General features: G+C 70.7%; 17 protein-coding genes. 3 read left to right on the plus strand and 14 right to left on the minus strand.

Features of this window, described 5'->3' with window-relative positions; translation table 11 throughout:
• The first annotated feature begins 22 nt into the window (after positions 1-22).
• Positions 23-532: a DUF4231 domain-containing protein gene (locus AB0J55_RS23945; RefSeq protein ID WP_364252336.1), complete on the plus strand. Its 510-nt coding sequence runs from the start codon at positions 23-25 to the stop codon at positions 530-532.
• On the opposite strand, the gene AB0J55_RS23950 is transcribed toward AB0J55_RS23945, so the two are convergent.
• The 13 genes from AB0J55_RS23950 to AB0J55_RS24010 all read right to left on the minus strand — a co-directional run bounded on the left by AB0J55_RS23950 (position 529) and on the right by AB0J55_RS24010 (position 12063).
• The gene (locus tag AB0J55_RS23950) at positions 529-1011 is read right to left on the minus strand and encodes a hypothetical protein (protein ID WP_364252339.1); all 483 of its coding nucleotides are present in this window, start codon (positions 1009-1011) and stop codon (positions 529-531) included. The genes AB0J55_RS23945 and AB0J55_RS23950 overlap by 4 nt on opposite strands.
• A complete protein-coding gene (locus AB0J55_RS23955; protein WP_364252342.1) occupies positions 1008-1496 on the minus strand; it encodes a hypothetical protein in 489 nt (162 codons plus the stop codon). Before AB0J55_RS23955 ends, AB0J55_RS23950 begins: the two co-directional genes overlap by 4 nt.
• Positions 1493-2722: an MCE family protein gene (locus AB0J55_RS23960; protein WP_364252345.1), complete on the minus strand. Its 1230-nt coding sequence runs from the start codon at positions 2720-2722 to the stop codon at positions 1493-1495. Before AB0J55_RS23960 ends, AB0J55_RS23955 begins: the two co-directional genes overlap by 4 nt.
• On the minus strand, positions 2719-3873 hold the full coding sequence (locus tag AB0J55_RS23965; protein WP_364252348.1) for an MCE family protein: 1155 nt from the start codon (positions 3871-3873) through the stop codon (positions 2719-2721). The genes AB0J55_RS23960 and AB0J55_RS23965 overlap by 4 nt, the downstream gene beginning before the upstream one ends.
• Positions 3870-5063, minus strand: a complete 1194-nt coding sequence (locus AB0J55_RS23970) for an MCE family protein (protein ID WP_364252351.1) — start codon at positions 5061-5063, stop codon at positions 3870-3872. Before AB0J55_RS23970 ends, AB0J55_RS23965 begins: the two co-directional genes overlap by 4 nt.
• On the minus strand, positions 5060-6091 hold the full coding sequence (locus AB0J55_RS23975) for an MCE family protein (protein WP_364252354.1): 1032 nt from the start codon (positions 6089-6091) through the stop codon (positions 5060-5062). Before AB0J55_RS23975 ends, AB0J55_RS23970 begins: the two co-directional genes overlap by 4 nt.
• On the minus strand, positions 6088-7125 hold the full coding sequence (locus AB0J55_RS23980; protein WP_364252357.1) for an MlaD family protein: 1038 nt from the start codon (positions 7123-7125) through the stop codon (positions 6088-6090). The genes AB0J55_RS23975 and AB0J55_RS23980 overlap by 4 nt, the downstream gene beginning before the upstream one ends.
• Entirely contained in the window at positions 7122-8444 is a 1323-nt protein-coding gene (locus tag AB0J55_RS23985; protein ID WP_364252360.1) for an MCE family protein, read from the minus strand. Before AB0J55_RS23985 ends, AB0J55_RS23980 begins: the two co-directional genes overlap by 4 nt.
• Positions 8441-9289 carry an ABC transporter permease gene (locus tag AB0J55_RS23990; protein WP_354828795.1) on the minus strand — a complete coding sequence of 283 codons (849 nt, stop codon included), beginning with the start codon at positions 9287-9289 and terminating at the stop codon, positions 8441-8443. Before AB0J55_RS23990 ends, AB0J55_RS23985 begins: the two co-directional genes overlap by 4 nt.
• Positions 9289-10077, minus strand: coding sequence for an ABC transporter permease (locus tag AB0J55_RS23995; protein WP_003090755.1), 789 nt, complete (start codon positions 10075-10077; stop codon positions 9289-9291). Before AB0J55_RS23995 ends, AB0J55_RS23990 begins: the two co-directional genes overlap by 1 nt.
• Before the next feature lie 98 nt (positions 10078-10175).
• Positions 10176-10934, minus strand: coding sequence for a glucose 1-dehydrogenase (locus AB0J55_RS24000; protein WP_364252362.1), 759 nt, complete (start codon positions 10932-10934; stop codon positions 10176-10178).
• Complete coding sequence (locus AB0J55_RS24005) at positions 10931-11788, minus strand: 3-oxoacyl-ACP reductase (RefSeq protein ID WP_364252365.1); 858 nt, start codon at positions 11786-11788, stop codon at positions 10931-10933. The genes AB0J55_RS24000 and AB0J55_RS24005 overlap by 4 nt, the downstream gene beginning before the upstream one ends.
• A gap of 83 nt (positions 11789-11871) precedes the next feature.
• Positions 11872-12063, minus strand: coding sequence for a ferredoxin (locus AB0J55_RS24010; RefSeq protein ID WP_364252368.1), 192 nt, complete (start codon positions 12061-12063; stop codon positions 11872-11874).
• A 69-nt stretch (positions 12064-12132) separates the two neighbouring features.
• Here AB0J55_RS24010 and AB0J55_RS24015 point away from each other — a divergent pair, with 69 nt between their 5' ends.
• A complete protein-coding gene (locus AB0J55_RS24015) occupies positions 12133-13296 on the plus strand; it encodes an acyl-CoA dehydrogenase family protein (RefSeq protein WP_364253074.1) in 1164 nt (387 codons plus the stop codon).
• Between the two features lie 8 nt (positions 13297-13304).
• Positions 13305-14336 (plus strand): acyl-CoA dehydrogenase family protein, encoded by a 1032-nt coding sequence (locus AB0J55_RS24020; protein WP_364252370.1) that lies wholly within the window; start codon positions 13305-13307, stop codon positions 14334-14336.
• On the opposite strand, the gene AB0J55_RS24025 is transcribed toward AB0J55_RS24020, so the two are convergent.
• On the minus strand, positions 14333-15466 hold the full coding sequence (locus AB0J55_RS24025) for a serine hydrolase domain-containing protein (RefSeq protein WP_364252372.1): 1134 nt from the start codon (positions 15464-15466) through the stop codon (positions 14333-14335). The genes AB0J55_RS24020 and AB0J55_RS24025 overlap by 4 nt on opposite strands.
• Positions 15467-15514 lie beyond the last annotated feature (48 nt).

The following is a 15514-nucleotide window of genomic DNA, read 5'->3' on the forward strand; positions in this document are numbered from 1 at the left end:
CTCGGTGTGCCACTGTAGGGCCATGCCGGGATCGCCCAGACGCCTGCAGTGGCAACGCCTCGACGAAGCACTCCCCTCGCTGCCCGATCCCCAGGACGAGGCCGACGTCGTCTGGCAGCACCTCCGCGCGGAGTTCGCGTGGTACCACCAGGCCGCCACCCGGACCCGGCTCGGCTACCAGGGCCTGAAGACGGTGTCGATCGCGGTGGCCGCGGCGGTCCCGGTCCTGGCCGCAGTCTCCGCCCCGCCGGCCTGGACGGCGTCGTTCGCCGCGGTGGTCGTGGTGCTCGAGGGCATCCAGCAGTTGTTCCAGCTGCACACGAACTACCTGAGCTACCGCGGTTCGGCGGAGGCGATCCGGCAGCTGGCGTACCGGTACGCGGGCCGGGTGGGTCCCTACCGGGAGGCCGCGACCCGGCGGGAGGTGCTGGCGGAGGACCTGCACGCGGTGATCAGCGAGGAGGGCGCGCGGTGGTCGAGCACCATGCGGAAGGCACCCGGTCCGGCGCCTGCGCCCGGCACCGCGAGCTAAAGCGCCGTCAGGGTGGCCAGCTTCCAGCGGCCGTCGATGCGCTTCGCCGTCACCGCCAGCTGGGCCACCGACGACGACGGTGCTCCCCCGCCCTGGGCCACCGTCTGCTGGTCCAGGAACAACAACAGCGAAGCTTCGTCGCCGCGCAACGACCGCACTCCCACCGCGCGGACCGTTGTCGTCCGGACCAGCTTCTCCGCCGAGGCCCGGGTCCTGGCCGCCGCGAACTGGGCCTGGTACTGCCGGACCGCGTCCCCCGTCAGGACGTCCGCTGCCGCGCGCTCGGTGCGGGCCAGGTTCGCGTAGTCGTAGGAGAACACCGCTTTCACCGCGTCGCTCACCTCGGACGAAACCGAAGCCGTCGCCGGGGAATCCACCAGGGCCGCGTTGTCGCCCGGTGACAGGGATGCCGTCTCGATCGTGAACCACGCCGTGCAGCCCAGGGCGAGCACCACCACCGCGACCAGGATCCGGGTCATGAGCCCGCCGCCTGGACGCCGCTGATCTTCCAGCCGTCCGCGGACCGGGCCGCGTCCACCGTCAGCCGGTTCATCTTCGGCGACACCGCGCCGCCGCCCGTCGACACCCGGACGTCCAGCACCGCCAGGAGACGCGCAGCGCCGCGCGACGGATCGATCTCCGTCACCGCCGCCTGGACCAGGGAAGCGGAGGAAACGGTGCGAGCCGAAACGGCGCGGTCGATCTGAAGCTGGCGGTCGCCGGAGAGGTCTTTCCCGTACTGCCCGGTCGTCGCCGCGATCCAGCGGTCCACGTCGGCGGCCGCCGTGCGGTAGTCGATCGTGTTCAAGGTGACCAGCTGGGGGCCCGCCGCGGCGAGCACCGCGTCACGCGCACGGCCGCGCGCGGCGGAGTCGTCCGCCGCCGCACGCCACCAGGACCAGCCGGAGAAGGCCGCCGCCAAGACCGACACCACGGCCAAGACCACCAGGAGACGCTGCTTCACGGCGCGCCCAGCAACCGGCCGAGCCCGCCCGGGGACGGCCCGGTCAGCAGGCTGAGCATCCCGGGAAGCTGCGGAGGAGCCGACGCGGCCTGCTGCTGGGGCGCCGCCGGGATCGCGGGCGGCTTCCCCGCGTAAGGCGCGTTCTGCGCCCCGCGGACCCCGGTCGGGCTGCCCGGCGGCTCGGCGCAGTAGGCGTTCATGTTGACCGGCGCTTCGGTCTCGTCGTTCGCCGGACGCTGCTTCGTGCCTTCGTAGCCCTTCGTGCACGATGCCGGGTCGAAGAAGTTGAACACCACGCCCAGGTGGCCGGTGCCGTCCGGGGACGTCGACGGCGAGAACGCCGAAATGATCGGGTACGCCACCAGCAGTTCCTCGATCGAGTCCTTCCGGGACGTCGTGATCTGCGCGGTGGTGAGCAGGTTCGCGAACAGCACGCCCAGGTCGGTGCCCGACGCGGCGAGCACGTCGCTGATCTGCCTGCTCAGCTGCGGCGCCTGCGCGATCACCCGCCGCAGGTCCGGGTCGGACTTCTTGAGCTGCCCCGCGATCGTCTTCAAGCCGGCAGCGAAGTCGGTGATGTTCGCCGCCTGCCGCTCCTGGGTGCCGAGCACGATCCGCGAGTTCGCCAGCAGCCCCTGCGTCTGCGGGACGTACTGCGCGGCCACCGCGGTCAGCGAGCCCGTGCTGTCGAGCAGCTGCTGCAGTTCGGGGCCCGCGCCCGCGAACGCGTCGTACGTCTCGTCGACGACCGTCCGCAGCGAATCCGGGTGCACGCTGGCGACGAGGTCGTCGAGGTGGGTCAGCACCGTATCGGGCGACGGCGGCAGCGACGTCCGGTCCGCGGTGATCACCGAGCCGTCCTTCAGGAACGGGCCGCCGTTGTGCTGCGGGAGCAGGTCCACGAACTGCTCCCCCACCGCCGACCGGTTCGCCACCTGCGCGTGCGCGTCGGCCGGGATGTCCGGGGCACCCGCGTCGATGTCGAGGGCGACGTCGACGCCGTGCTCGGTCAGCGTCATCGACGTCACCCGGCCGACCGTGACCCCGCGGTAGGCGACCTCGGAGTTGACGAAGATGCCGCCGGAGTCGGTCAGCTGCGCGGTCACGACGTAGCCGCGGTTGCCGAAGAGCCGGTCCAGCCCGGCGTAGCGGCCGCCGGCGTAGACCACCGAGACCACCGCGATGACGACGAACGCGAACAGCTGGATCCGGATCCTGCGGGTCACCGGCCACCCCCGATCAGGCCGAGCAGCCCGCCCAGCAGGTCGGGACCGGCCGCCGGCGGCACCGAACCCAGGTCCGGGAGCGGCAGCGGAGGCGCGACGGCCGACGGCTGGCCGGACGGCAGCGCGATCGGCGGCTGCGACGAGTTCGCGAAGTTCGAGATCAGCACGTCCAGGTCGAGGTTCACGTTCGCCTCGACGTTCGCGTAGTCGCCCTTGATCACGTTGCCCGCGTAGTCCGGGAACGGATACGTCAGAAGGATCTGCAACGCGTTGGGCAGGTTGGCGCCGGCCTCGCCGAGCTTCGCCAGCGTCGGCTGCAGCGCCCGCAGGTTCGCGACGAGCTGGTCGCGGCTCTTCGTCACGGTGTCCACCGCGACGCCGGACAGCGTGTTCAACGCGTTCAGCATCCCGACGAGCTGGTCACGCTGGTCGGTGACGACCTTCAGGCCGGGCGCGAGGTTGTCCAGCGCGTTCGTCAGGTTCTGCGTCTGGCCGGTCAAGGTCTTCGACAGCTTCCCGAGCCCGTCGATCGCGCGCAGGATCTCCGTCTTGTGCCCGTCCAGCTGCGTCGCCAGTTCGTCCACTCGGGACAGCAGTGCGCGGATTTCCGGCTCGTTGCCCGACAACGCGTCGTTGAGTTCGTGGCTGATCTTCTGGATCTGCTCGACGCCGCCGCCGTTGAGCAGCAGGGAAAGCGCGCCGAGCACCTCCTCGACCTCGGGGTTGCGGTTGGTGCGCCCGAGCGGGATCTGCCCGCCGTCGCCCAGTTTCCCGGTCGCCGGCTCGGCCGTGGGCACGCTCAGCTCGACGAATTTCTCCCCCAGCAGCGAAGACTGCTTCAGCTCGGCGCGGGCGTTGGCGGGCAGCGCGATGTCGCCGTTGACGGTCATCGCCACCAGCGCCGACCGCGTGTCCGGCGTCAGGGTGACCTTGTCGACGCGTCCGACGGCGACGTCGTTGACCTTGACACTCGACTGCGGCACCAGATCCAGCACGTCGGTGAACAGCGCGGTGACGTGGTACGGGTGGTCGCCGACGTCGGCGCCGCCCGGCAGCGGCGTGCCGTAGAGGCCGTTGAAACCGCCGTCGCTGCAGCCGGCGAGCACGAGCACCCCGGCGAGCGCGCCCGCGATCCGCCTGCGCCCCTTCACTTCGCACCGCCCGACAGCTGCTCCATGACGTCGACGAGCGGGAGCGGCAACGGCGGCAGTGTCCCGTTCTGCAGGGAATTGAGCACCTGCGGGATCGTCGGCAGCTTCAGCGCGCCGTCCAAGATCGGCGCCAGCTGCTTGCAGATGTTCCCCAGCGCGTCGGGCACTTCCTTCGGCGTGACCGAGCTGATCAGCCGGCACACCGTGAGGATCGGCGGGTTCGTCAGCTCGTTCAGGTTGTCGCGGACGGCGATGGTGCCCGACGCCGCGTCGTAGGAGTTGATGAAGTTCGTGGCGCCGGTCGGCGCGATGTCGAGCACCTCGGCGAGCGCGGCGCGCTGGTCGACGAGGACCTTCGACAGCGACGCCAGCTTGTCCACATTGGACTCCAGCGCCGCCTTGTTGTCGTTGACGAACTGCTGGACGTCGCCGAGCGCCCCGCCGAGGGACTGCAGCGCGGCTCCGACGTCGGACGAGTCCGCGGCGAGGAACTTGCTGACGTCGGCGACGCGGCCGTAGAACTCGTTGAGCTGCTGGTCGCTCTGGGCCAGGGCGCCGGTGAAGGAGTTCAGGTTCTGCACGGTCGAGAACAGGTCGTCCTTCGAGCCGTCCAGGGTCTTCGCGAGACCGGCGAGCTGCCCGACCGTCGAGTTCAGCGAAGCGCCGTTGCCCTTCAGCGTGTTCGCCGCGGTGTCCAGCACGCCGGACAGCGCGCCGTCCTTGTTCGCTCCGTTCGGCCCCAGCGCCGTCGACAGCTTGTCCAGGCTCGAGTACAGGTCGTCCAGTTCCACCGGCGTGGCCGTGCGCTCGCGCGGCAGCACCGTGCCGGAGGCGAGCACCGGCCCGCTGTCGTAGGCCGGGGTCAGCTGGACGTACCGGTCGCTGACCAGGCTCGGCGCGACGACGACCGCGCCGACGCCGGCCGGCAGCGGCACGTCGTCGACGCGCATGTCGACGCGGACCGCGTCCCCCTCAGGCGTGACGTCGGTGACCTCGCCGACCGGCACCCCGAGCACCCGCACCGACGAACCCGCGTACAGCCCGACGGTCTTGCCGAAGTACGCCGACAGCTTGGTGCCGGTCGACGAGCGGAACACCAGGTACAGGCCGGCGGTGACGATCAGCGCGAGGATGCAGGCGAACGCCAGCCAGGTCACCAGGCTGCGGCCGCGGGACGTGTGGATGGTCATCGGCGGCCCACCCCCTGGTTCGGCGCCGCGATCGGCGGGGTGCAGCCTTCGGGGTTGATGTGCAGCCCGCCCGCGGTGATCGTCGGCGGCAGCAGCCCGCACAGGTAGCCCTCGAACCAGCGGCCGTTGCCGGTGGCGTTCGCGCCGACGCGGGCGAACGGCGCCATCAGCTGCAGGCTCTTGTCGAGGTTGCCCTGGTTGCGCTGCAGGATGTCGGTCACCTTGCTCAGTTTGTCGAGGGTCGGTTTCAGCTGCGCGCGGTTGTCCTGGACGAGCCCGGTCAGCTGGTGCGAGAGCTGCTGGGTGCCGGTGAGCAGCGCGTTGATGGCCTGCTTGCGGTTCTGCAGCTCGGTGAGCAGCAGGTTGCCGTCGCTGATCACGCGCTGCAGCTGGGTGTTGCGGTCCGACAGCGTCTTCGAGATCTGGCTGGTGTTGGCCAGGAGCGTGTGCAGGTCGGCGTCACGGGAGGAAACCGTTTTCGCCAGCGAGGACAACCCGTTCAGCGTGTCCTTCAGGTACTGCGGGCTGTCCTTGAGGCTGTCGGAGAGGGCGTTGAAGCTGTCCGCGAGCTGTTTCGTGTCGATGTCGCCGACCGTCGTCGACAGCTGTTCGAAGGCGTCCTGCAGCTGGAACGGCGTGCGCGTGCGGGCCTGCGGGATCGTGTCGTCCGGCTCCTGCGCCCCGCTGCCCTTCGGGTCGAGCGCGAGGTACTTCTCCCCCAGCAGCGTCTTGATCTCGATCGACGCCGTCGTCGCGTCGCCGACCCGGACGTCCTTGACCCGGAACCGGACCAGGACCTGCTTGCCCGCGAGCTTCACCGACGACACCGTGCCGACCTTGACCCCGGCGACCTCGACCTCGTTGTCCGGCGCCAGCCCGGCCGACTCGCCGAAGTACGCCGAATACGTCGTGCCGTTGCCGAAGAACGGGAGCTGGTCGGAGAAGTACGTCGTGGCCGTGACGAGCACGATCAGCACGAGCGCGACCGCGCCCACCGCGGCCTGGTTGCGTTCCTTCAGCGGCTTCACGGACCACACCTCTCCGCGCGCTGCGTACCGGGGATCGGGATGATCGGCAGCGTGATGTCGAGCGAGGAAATGCCGATGGTGCCGGTGATCCCGCACAGGTAGTAGTTGAACCAGCTGCCGTAGCTCAGGGTCCGGGTGAACTTCTGCAGGTTGCCCGGCAGCACCTCGAGGAGGTGGTTGAGCAGCACGCCGGAATCGCCGAGGTTCTGCGACAGCACGCCGAGCTGCGCCACGTCGTCCTTCAGCGCCGGGCGCGCGTCGGCCAGCAGGCCCGTCGTGGACACCGCGAGGTCGCCGAGCGCGCTGACCGCGTCGCCGATCGGCTTGCGCTGCTCGGCCAGCCCGCTGACCAGTTTCTGCGTCTGCTCGACGAGGTCGCCGAGTTCCGGGCCGCGGGCGTTGACCGTGCCGAGCACCGTGTTGAGGTTGGCGATGACCTGGCCGATCACCTGGTCCTTGCTCGCGATCGCGGTCGTCAGGGACGCGGTGTGCTGCAGCAGGCTGGTGATCGTGCCGCCTTCGCCCTGGAAGACGCTGATGATCTCGGCCGACAGCTGGTTGACGTCCTTCGGGCTCAACGCCTTGAACAACGGCTTGAACCCGTTGAACAGCACGGTGAGATTCAACGCGGGTTTCGTTCGCTCGGGCGGGATCGTGCCGCCGTCGGGCAGCGCCTTGTCGCCGGGGACGTCGGTGCCGAGCGCGAGGTAGCGCTGGCCGACGAGGTTGCGGTACTTGATCGTGGCGGTCACCGTCTCCGGCAGCCGGTAGGTTTGCTCGACGTCGAACCGCACCTGCGCCAGGTTCCGCTCGCCCTCGACCACCTCGATCGCGTCGACCTGACCGACCTTGACGCCGGCGATGCGGACGTCGTCGCCTTCCTTGAGCCCGGACGCGTCGGTGAACTTCGCCAGGTAGCCGGACGTCTCTCCGAAGTTCGTGTTCGCGATGGTGGCCGCCAGGATCCCGGTGAGCAGCACGGTGACCACCGCGAAGATCCCGAGTTTGACCAGCGACGGGAGGAAGCTCCTCACTTCAGCTCCACCTCCGCCCCGCGGTACAGCGGCCCGACGAGCAGGCCCGCCCAGCCCGGCACGTCACCCGGCGAGGTGCCGAGCGCGGGCGACGCGAGCAGGTCGATCAGGTCGTTCTCGTAGGCGGATCCGACGATCGTGCCGTCCCCGCCGACGGCCCCGCCTCCGGCGGGCAGCGTCTCGGGCGGGTTCTTCGGCGGCGGGGGCTTGCTGGAGCCGTCCTTGATCGCGCCGTCCGGCGGGTACTGCGGCCAGACGCCGGGTTTCGGGACCTGCGGGTAGCAGCGCGGGCCGCGCTTGTCCTCGTACTTCGGCTCGTCGACGCCGGGGAGGTACTTGCCGCGGCTGGCGGCGAACTCGATGGTGACCCGGCTGACCTCGGGGTGCGCGGTGCCCTTGCCGAACGCCAGTTCCGCGCGCGGCACCGACTCCGCGAGCTGCCGCAGCAGGCACGGGTACTCGGGCGCGTACTTCGCCAGGACGTCGAGCGTCGGCTGGATCGCCGTCGTGAGCCGGATCAGGTTGTCCTTGTTGACCTGCAGGAAACTCGTCAGGTCCACCGAAGCCGCGGTGACCGTGGCGTAGAGGTCGCTCAGCTGGGCGCGCTGGTCGACGATCGTGCGGCTCGTCGTCGTCAGGTCCGACAGCGCCTGCAGGAGATCAGGTGCGGCCTTGTCATAGGTGTTCGCCACGTTCGCCAAGCCGGTGATGTCGGCCTTGATGTCCGGCAGCGACGGGTTGAGCTTGCCGAGGTAGTCGGACAGCTGCACGAGGGTCTGGCCGAGCTGCTTGCCGCGGCCTTCCAGAGCGGTCGACACCGCCGTCAGCGTGCTCGACAGCTTCTCGGGCTGGACGGCCTGCAGCAGCGGCATCACGTCGTCGAGGACCTTCTGGAGCTCGATCGCCGCGCTGCTGCGGTCCTGCGGGATGACGTCACCGGCTTCGATCGGGGCTTCCGGTGCCTCGGGCAGCTGCAGAGCGACGTACCGCTCGCCGAACAGCGTCTTCGGCAGCAGCCGCGCGGAGACGTTCTTCGGGATGACGTGCGTTTTGCCCGGGTCGAGGGCCAGCTCCAGCTCGGCGTGGTCGCCCTTCGCCAGCACCGACCGGACTTCGCCGACGAGCATGCCGCGGACCTTGACGTCGCCGCCGGTGCGCAGCTGGCTGCCGACGCGGTCGGTCTCCAGCTTCACGAGCGTCACCGGGGTGAACGCCTTGTGGTAGACGGCGAGGGTGAACACGATGAACAACGCGGCGACGAGCAGGAAGACCAGCCCCAGCACCTGGTACCGGAGCCGCTGCCACACCTCGCGCCTCATCCGGAGATCCTCACCGTCGTGTTCGCACCCCAGATCGCCAGGCTGAGGAAGAAGTCCAGTACCGAGATCAGCACGATCGACGTCCGCACCGCGCGGCCCACCGCCACGCCGACGCCGGCCGGGCCGCCACTGGCGGTGAAGCCGTAATAACAATGGGACAGGATCACGAGCACGCTGAACACGATCACCTTCCCGAACGACCAGAGGACGTCGCCGGGTGGCAGGAAAAGCGTGAAGTAGTGGTCGTAGGTGCCCGCGGACTGGCCGTAGAGCCAGATGGTGATCTGCCGGGACGCGAGGTAGCTCGACAGCAGGCCGACCGCGTACAGCGGGATCACCGCGGCGACGCCGGCGAGCACCCGGGTCGTCACCAGGTAGGGCATGCTCGGCACGCCCATGACTTCCAGGGCGTCGATCTCCTCGGAGATCCGCATCGCGCCGAGCTGGGCGGTGAAGCCGCAGCCGACGGTCGCGCTCAAGGCGAGCCCGGCCGAGAGCGGCGCGACCTCGCGGGTGTTGAAGTAGGCGGAGATGAACCCGGTGAGCGCGGCCGTGCCGAGCTGGTTGAGCGCCGAGTAGCCCTGCAGGCCGACGATGAGGCCGGTGAACAGCGTCATCCCGATCATCACGCCGAGCGTGCCGCCGATGACGGCCAGGCCGCCGGTGCCGAAGCAGACCTCGGTGAGCAGCCGCAGCGTTTCCCGGCTGTAGCGGCGGATCGTGCGCGGCGACCAGGCGAGCGCTTTCGCGGCGAACGCCAGCTGCTTGCCGAGCCCTTCCAGGCTCTGGCCCGGGCGCGCGATGTACTCGAGCGTCCGGTCGGCGTCCAGCGGTTCGGCGGTCATCACATCGCCTTCGGCGGGACGATCCGCAAGTAGATCGCGGTGAGCACGACGTTGATCAGGAACAGCAGCAGGAACGTGATGACGACGGCCTGGTTGACCGCGTCGCCGACGCCCTTCGGGCCGCCGGCCGGGTTCAGCCCGCGGAAGGCCGCGACGACCCCGGCGACGAAGCCGTACAGCAGCGCCTTGATCTCGCTGATCCACAGGTCCGGAACCTGCGCGAGGGCGTTGAAGCTGGCCAGGTACGCGCCGGGCGTGCCGCCCTGCAGGACGACGTTGAAGAAGTAGCCGCCGAGCACGCCGACCACGCTGACCAAGCCGTTCAGCAGCACCGAGACGACCATCGCGGCGAGCACCCGCGGCACGATCAGGCGCTGGATCGGGTTGACGCCGAGGACCTCCATGGCGTCGATCTCTTCGCGGATCTTGCGCGCGCCGATGTCCGCGCAGACCGCGCTGCCGCCGGCGCCGGCGACCAGCAGCGCGGTGATCAGCGGGCTGGCCTGCTGCACGATGGCCAGCGCGCTGGCCGCGCCGGTGAACGACTGCGCGCCGATCTGGGCGGTCAGCGAGCCGAGCTGCAGCGCGATCACCGCGCCGAACGGGATGGCCACCAGCGCGGTCGGCAGGATCGTGACGCTGGCGAAGAACCAGCACTGCTGGATCCATTCCCGCGCCTGGAACGGGCGTTTGAAGATCGCGCGCAGGACTTCCACCGAAAGCGTCGCGAGGCGGCCGACCTGGGTCAGGGCCGCGGTTCCCGGGAGCGTGCCACTGCTTCCGCTCACCACACCTCCCAGTAGCTCGCCGTTGACCTCCGAGTCTTCTCCACACCCGGTCCCCGCTTGAGTTAGCGGTGTTCACCCACCTCTTCGGCAGTTCTCCTTCAGAAGTTGAGGGCGTGCGTCGCCGTCGCCCCGCCGTCGGCCACGAACTCCGCACCCGTGCAGTACGCGCTCTCGTCGCTGGCCAGGAACAACACCAGCTTGGCGATGTCCTCCGGCTGCCCGACCCGCTTCAGGGCGACCTTCTTCCCGACGTAGGACATGTCGACTTTCTGGCCGCCGGCCGCGGTCTCGACCATCTTCGTGTCGATCGCGCCGGGATGCACCGAATTGACGCGAATGTGCTTCTTGCCGAGTTCCATCGCCGCGACCTTGGTCATGCCGCGGATCGCGAACTTGCTCGCGGTGTAGGCGACGAGGTAGGGCATCCCGGCCAGTCCCTCCACAGAGGACACGTTGACGATGGAGCCACCGCCGGCGGCGGTCATCGGTTCAACGACCGAACGCATCCCGAGAAACGCCCCGATCTGGTTCACCCGGATCACGCGTTCGTAATCGGCCAGCGTCGTCTGGGCGAGCTCGGAGAAGTGCAGGATGCCCGCGTTGTTGACCAGCACGTTCGGGTGGCCGAACTCCGTGGTCGCGCGCTCGACCACCGCGGCCCAGCCGTCCTCGTCGCCGACGTCGAGGTGCTGGTAGACGGCCTGCTCGCCGAGTTCGGCGGCGAGCTGCTTGCCCTCGTCGTCCAGGATGTCGGCGATCACCACCTTCGCGCCCTCGGCGACGAACGCGCGGGCGGCGGCCTCGCCCTGCCCGCGCGCGGCGCCGGTGATGACGGCGATCTTCCCGTCCAGCCTCACAGGTCCTCCAGGATTTCGGTGGCGGCGAACATCCGGCCGGGGTCGCGGCCGGCGAAGAAGGTGCTCATCGACGTCTCGAGCTCGTCGAGGCGCCAGCGCTGTTCGATCCGCGGCGGCTCCACCAGCGCGACCGTGCCGCCGTGCACGACGAACACCTGGCCGTTGACGTGCTCGGCCGCCGGGGAGGCGAGGTGGGCGACGAAGGGGGCGACGTGCTCGACCGAGAGCGGATCGGTGCCCTCGGCGGGAGGAGCACCGAACACGCCCTCGGTCATCGCCGTCCGGGCACGCGGACAGATCGCGTTCGCGCGGACGCCGTACTTGGCCAGGCCGCGGGCGGCCGACATGGTGAGCGCGGTGATGCCCGCCTTCGCGGCGGCGTAGTTGGGCTGGCCGGGCGAGCCGATGAGGAACGCCTCGGACGCGGTGTTCACCAGCCGCCCGTACACCGGCCCGCCGTCCGCTTTGGACTTGTCGCGCCAGTGCTTGGCGGCGTTGCGGGACAACAGGAAGTGGCCGCGCAAGTGGACGCGGAGCACGGTGTCCCAGTCGTCGTCGGACATCGAGAACAGCATCTTGTCGCGCAGCACGCCCGCGTTGTTGACCACGATGTCGAGGCCGCCGAGGTCGAGCGCGGCCTGGGTCAGGGCGTCGGCGGTGGCGCGGTCCCCGACGTCGCCGCCGACCGCGACGGCCTTGCCGCCTGCCGCCTCGAGCTCGGCGACGACGTCCTTCGGCTCATTGAGGTCGTTGACGACGACGGTCGCGCCGCGGGCGGCCAGCGCGAGCGCCTCGGCCCGGCCGAGCCCGGCGGCGGCGCCGGTGACGATCGCTGTCCTGCCGGTCAGGCTCACGCGAGGCCTCCTCATCGAGTCCTGGATTCCGCGCCTACAGTAGAATCTGTTCTCGTTTTGAGCAAGCCTTCAGGTGAACACCGCTAACCGGTGATGAACAGCGCGTTCTTCGGGCACGCTTTGACCGCATCGGAAACACGTTCCACCTGGTCCGCCGGCACCGGGCCGGGGGTGATGACGAGTTCCTCCTCGTCATCGAGGTCGAAGACGGCCGGGGCGAGCCCGACGCACACTGCGTTCGCCTCGCAGGCCAGCCGGTCGACGCCGATCTCCATGCTTCCTCCGCCACGTGAGCCCTGGTACAACTAGAACAGGTTCTATTGTAACGCCGGATCGAGGTGACTGTGCGGATCGACTACACACCCGAGCAGCAGGCGCTGGCCGCGGAGCTCCGGGCGTACTTCGCCGAGCTGATGACGCCCGAACGGCGCGAGGGCCTGCGCTCGGGCGGCGGCGAGTACGGCGACGGCGTGGCGTACAAGGAGATCGTCCGGCAGCTGGGCAAGGACGGCTGGCTCGCGCTGGGCTGGCCGCCCGAGTACGGCGGGCAGGGCCGCTCGATGCTCGATCAGCTGATCTTCACCGACGAAGCGGCCGTCGCCGGGGTGCCGGTGCCGTTCCTGACGGTGAACACCGTCGGGCCGACGATCATGCGCTACGGCACCGACGAGCAGAAGGCGTTCTACCTGCCGAAGATCGCCGCCGGCGAACTGCACTTCTCGATCGGCTACTCCGAGCCGGAGGCCGGCACCGACCTGGCGTCGCTGCGGACCCGCGCCGAGCGCGACGGCGACGAGTACGTCGTCAACGGCCAGAAGATGTGGACGAGCCTGATCGAATACGCCGACTACGTCTGGCTCGCGGTCCGGACCGACCCGGCGGCGAAGAAGCACCGCGGGCTGTCGATCCTCATCGTGCCGACGTCGGCCGGCGGATTCTCGTGGACGAAGGTGCACACGGTCGCGGGCGCCGGGACGAGCGCGACCTACTACGACAACGTGCGCGTGCCGGCGTCCGCGCGCGTGGCCGAGGAAAACGCGGGCTGGCCGCTGATCACCAACCAGCTCAACCACGAGCGGGTCGCGCTGACGTCGTCGGCGCCGGTCCGCAAGGCCCTCGCCGACGTCGTGGCGTGGGCCCGGGAGACCGGCGCGATCGAGCAGGAATGGGTGCGGCTGCACCTGGCGCGGGTGCACGCGGGCGCGGAGTACCTGAAGCTGCGGAACTGGCGGATCGCCTGGGCGGCCGCGGCGAGCGAGCTCGGCCCGGCGGAGGCGTCGGCGACGAAGGTGTTCGGCACGGAGTTCGCGATCGAGGCGTACCGGCTGCTGATGGAGGTGCTCGGCGCGGCGGCCGTCGTCCGCGAAGGCTCGCCGGGCGCGCTGCTGGCCGGGCGGATCGAGCGGCTGCACCGGTCGGCGCTGATCCTCACCTTCGGCGGCGGCACCAACGAGATCCAGCGGGACATGATCGCCGCCACCGCCCTCGGCCTGCCCGTCACGCGCTAGGAGCACCCATGGACTTCACCCTTTCCGAGGCGTCGGCCGACCTCGCCGCGCTGACCCGGCGGCTGCTGGCCGACAAGGCCACCCACGACCCCCACGGCACCGGCGGCTTCGACCCGGTGGCGTGGACGGCCCTCGGCCAGGCGGGCGTGCTGGACGCGGCGCTGCCGTCGTCGCTCGGCGGTGGCGGGTTCGGCCTGCCGGAGCAGTGCGCGGTGCTGACCGAGGTCGGCCGCGCGGTGGCGGCGGTCCCCTACCTGCCGTCGATCACGATGGCGGCGTCGGCGCTGGCGGAGTTCGGCACGCCGGAGCTGGTGGACCGCTGGGTGCTGCCGGTGCTGCGGGGAGAACGTGTTCTCGCGGTGGCGCTGTCCGGGTTCACCGCTTCGGACGGTCGCGTGTCCGGGACGCGGACGGCGGTGCCGTTCGCCGCGTTCGCGCACGGCTTCCTGGTGGCCGCTCCGGACGAGGTGTTCCTGGTCGACGCGTCCGCGCCCGGGGTTTCGGTGCAGCCGCAGCAGACGGTCGACCACGCGGACGCCGGACTTCTGGAACTGTCCGACGTGCCGGGGGTGTCGCTGGGCGACATCGGCGAGTGGCTGCGCCTGCGCGGGACGGCCGGGGTGTGCGCGCAACAGCTCGGCGTGGTCGAGCGGGCACTGGAGCTGACGGCGGCGTACGCGGCCGAGCGGAAGCAGTTCGACCACGTCATCGGCGGGTTCCAGGCGGTCCGCCAGCGGCTGGCGGACGCCTACCTCGACGTCGAAGCGGTCCGCCTGACGACGCTGCAGGCGGCGTGGCAGCTGACCTCTGACGTCCCGGCCGCCTCGGCCGCGGCAGCGGTGGCGACGGCCAAGTTCTGGGCGGCGGAAGCAGGCCACCGCGTGGCCCACACGGCGGTCCACGTCCACGGCGGCGTCGGCATCGACGTCGACCACGTGGTGCACCGCTACTTCGCGGCGGCGAAACGCCTGGAGTTCGAGCTCGGCCCGGCCACCCACCAGCTCCTGGCCCTCGGCGACCTCCTGGCGGACCGCGGCTAGCTCGCCGCGTAGGTCCAGAACTCCTTCATCAGCGGGGTGGGCGCCGGGCTGGTGAGCTCGACCTGGGTCAGCAGCACCGAAATCGTGCCCGTCGACGGGATCAGGTGCAGGGCCGTGCCCGCGCCGCCGACCCAGCCGTAGCGGCCCGGGACCTCCCAGGGTTCCGTCGGGTCGACGTCGACCGAACCGCCGAACCCCCAGCCCTGGCCGTGCAGGAACAGGCGGGCGGACTGCCGCTGAGCCGGGGTCAGGTGGTCGGTCGTCATCCGGTGCACCGACTCCGGGGTCAGCAGGCGGTGGCCGCCCGCCGTGCCTTCGTCGCGCAGGAACCGCGCGAACGCCAGCAGGTCGTCGGCCGTGGAGACGAGCCCGCCGGCTCCGGACGGGAACGGCGGCGGGGCGCTCCACCGGCCCTCCGGCGAGTCGATCAGCCGCAGCCCCTCCTCGCCGCGGCGGTAGGCGCTGGTGAACCGGCCCAGCGCCGCCGTCGGCACGGTGAACCCGGTGTCGGCCATGCCGAGCGGCTCGAACAACCGCTCCCCCAGGAACTCCGGCAGCGGCCTGCCGGACACCCGCGCGATCAGCACGCCCTGGATGTCGGAAGCGGTGTCGTAGAGCCACGCCGCGCCCGGCTGGTGCAGCAGCGGCACCTGCGCCAGCGCCGCCAGCCACGCGTCCGGCGACAACGCGCGCGGCGACGCGGCCGGGTGGCCGAGGACCTGGAGCAGCAGGTCGACCGCGGGCAGCGTCAGGTCGGCGGCGAGGCCGTACCCGCAGCGGAAGGTGAGCAGGTCGGCCACCGTGATCGGGCGGACGGCCGGCACGACGTCGTCGACCGGGCCCGCCGGCGTCCGGACGACCACCGGCGACGCCAGTTCCGGCAGCCACCGCGCGACCGGGTCGTCCAGGGCCAGGTCACCGTCGTCGGCCAGCAGCAGGACGGCCGCGGCGGTGATCGGCTTGGTGAGCGACGCGATGCGGAACAGCGAGTCCCGGGCCATCGGCACGGTGCCCTCGGCGTCGGCCGAGCCGGCCGCCGCCGCTTCGACCTGGTCGCCGCGGGCCACGAGCGCCACCGCGCCCGGGAGGTCGCCGGTGTGCCGGGTCAGCAGCTCGGACAGTTCGGACATGCTCAGGACCTTGATTCTGCTGTCGGCCGGCGCGAGGTTCGCCTCGTG

This window comes from Amycolatopsis sp. NPDC049688, from assembly GCF_040674975.1.
Lineage (GTDB): Bacteria > Actinomycetota > Actinomycetes > Mycobacteriales > Pseudonocardiaceae > Amycolatopsis.

Coding starts and splice junctions, on each gene's coding strand:
- AB0J55_RS23945 (WP_364252336.1), top strand. CDS start 23: ATGCCGGGATCGCCCAGACGCCTGCAGTGGCAACGCCTCGACGAAGCA.
- AB0J55_RS23950 (WP_364252339.1), bottom strand. CDS start 1,011: ATGACCCGGATCCTGGTCGCGGTGGTGGTGCTCGCCCTGGGCTGCACG.
- AB0J55_RS23970 (WP_364252351.1), bottom strand. CDS start 5,063: ATGACCATCCACACGTCCCGCGGCCGCAGCCTGGTGACCTGGCTGGCG.
- AB0J55_RS23985 (WP_364252360.1), bottom strand. CDS start 8,444: ATGAGGCGCGAGGTGTGGCAGCGGCTCCGGTACCAGGTGCTGGGGCTG.
- AB0J55_RS23990 (WP_354828795.1), bottom strand. CDS start 9,289: ATGACCGCCGAACCGCTGGACGCCGACCGGACGCTCGAGTACATCGCG.
- AB0J55_RS24010 (WP_364252368.1), bottom strand. CDS start 12,063: ATGGAGATCGGCGTCGACCGGCTGGCCTGCGAGGCGAACGCAGTGTGC.
- AB0J55_RS24020 (WP_364252370.1), top strand. CDS start 13,305: ATGGACTTCACCCTTTCCGAGGCGTCGGCCGACCTCGCCGCGCTGACC.
- AB0J55_RS24025 (WP_364252372.1), bottom strand. CDS start 15,466: ATGTCCGAACTGTCCGAGCTGCTGACCCGGCACACCGGCGACCTCCCG.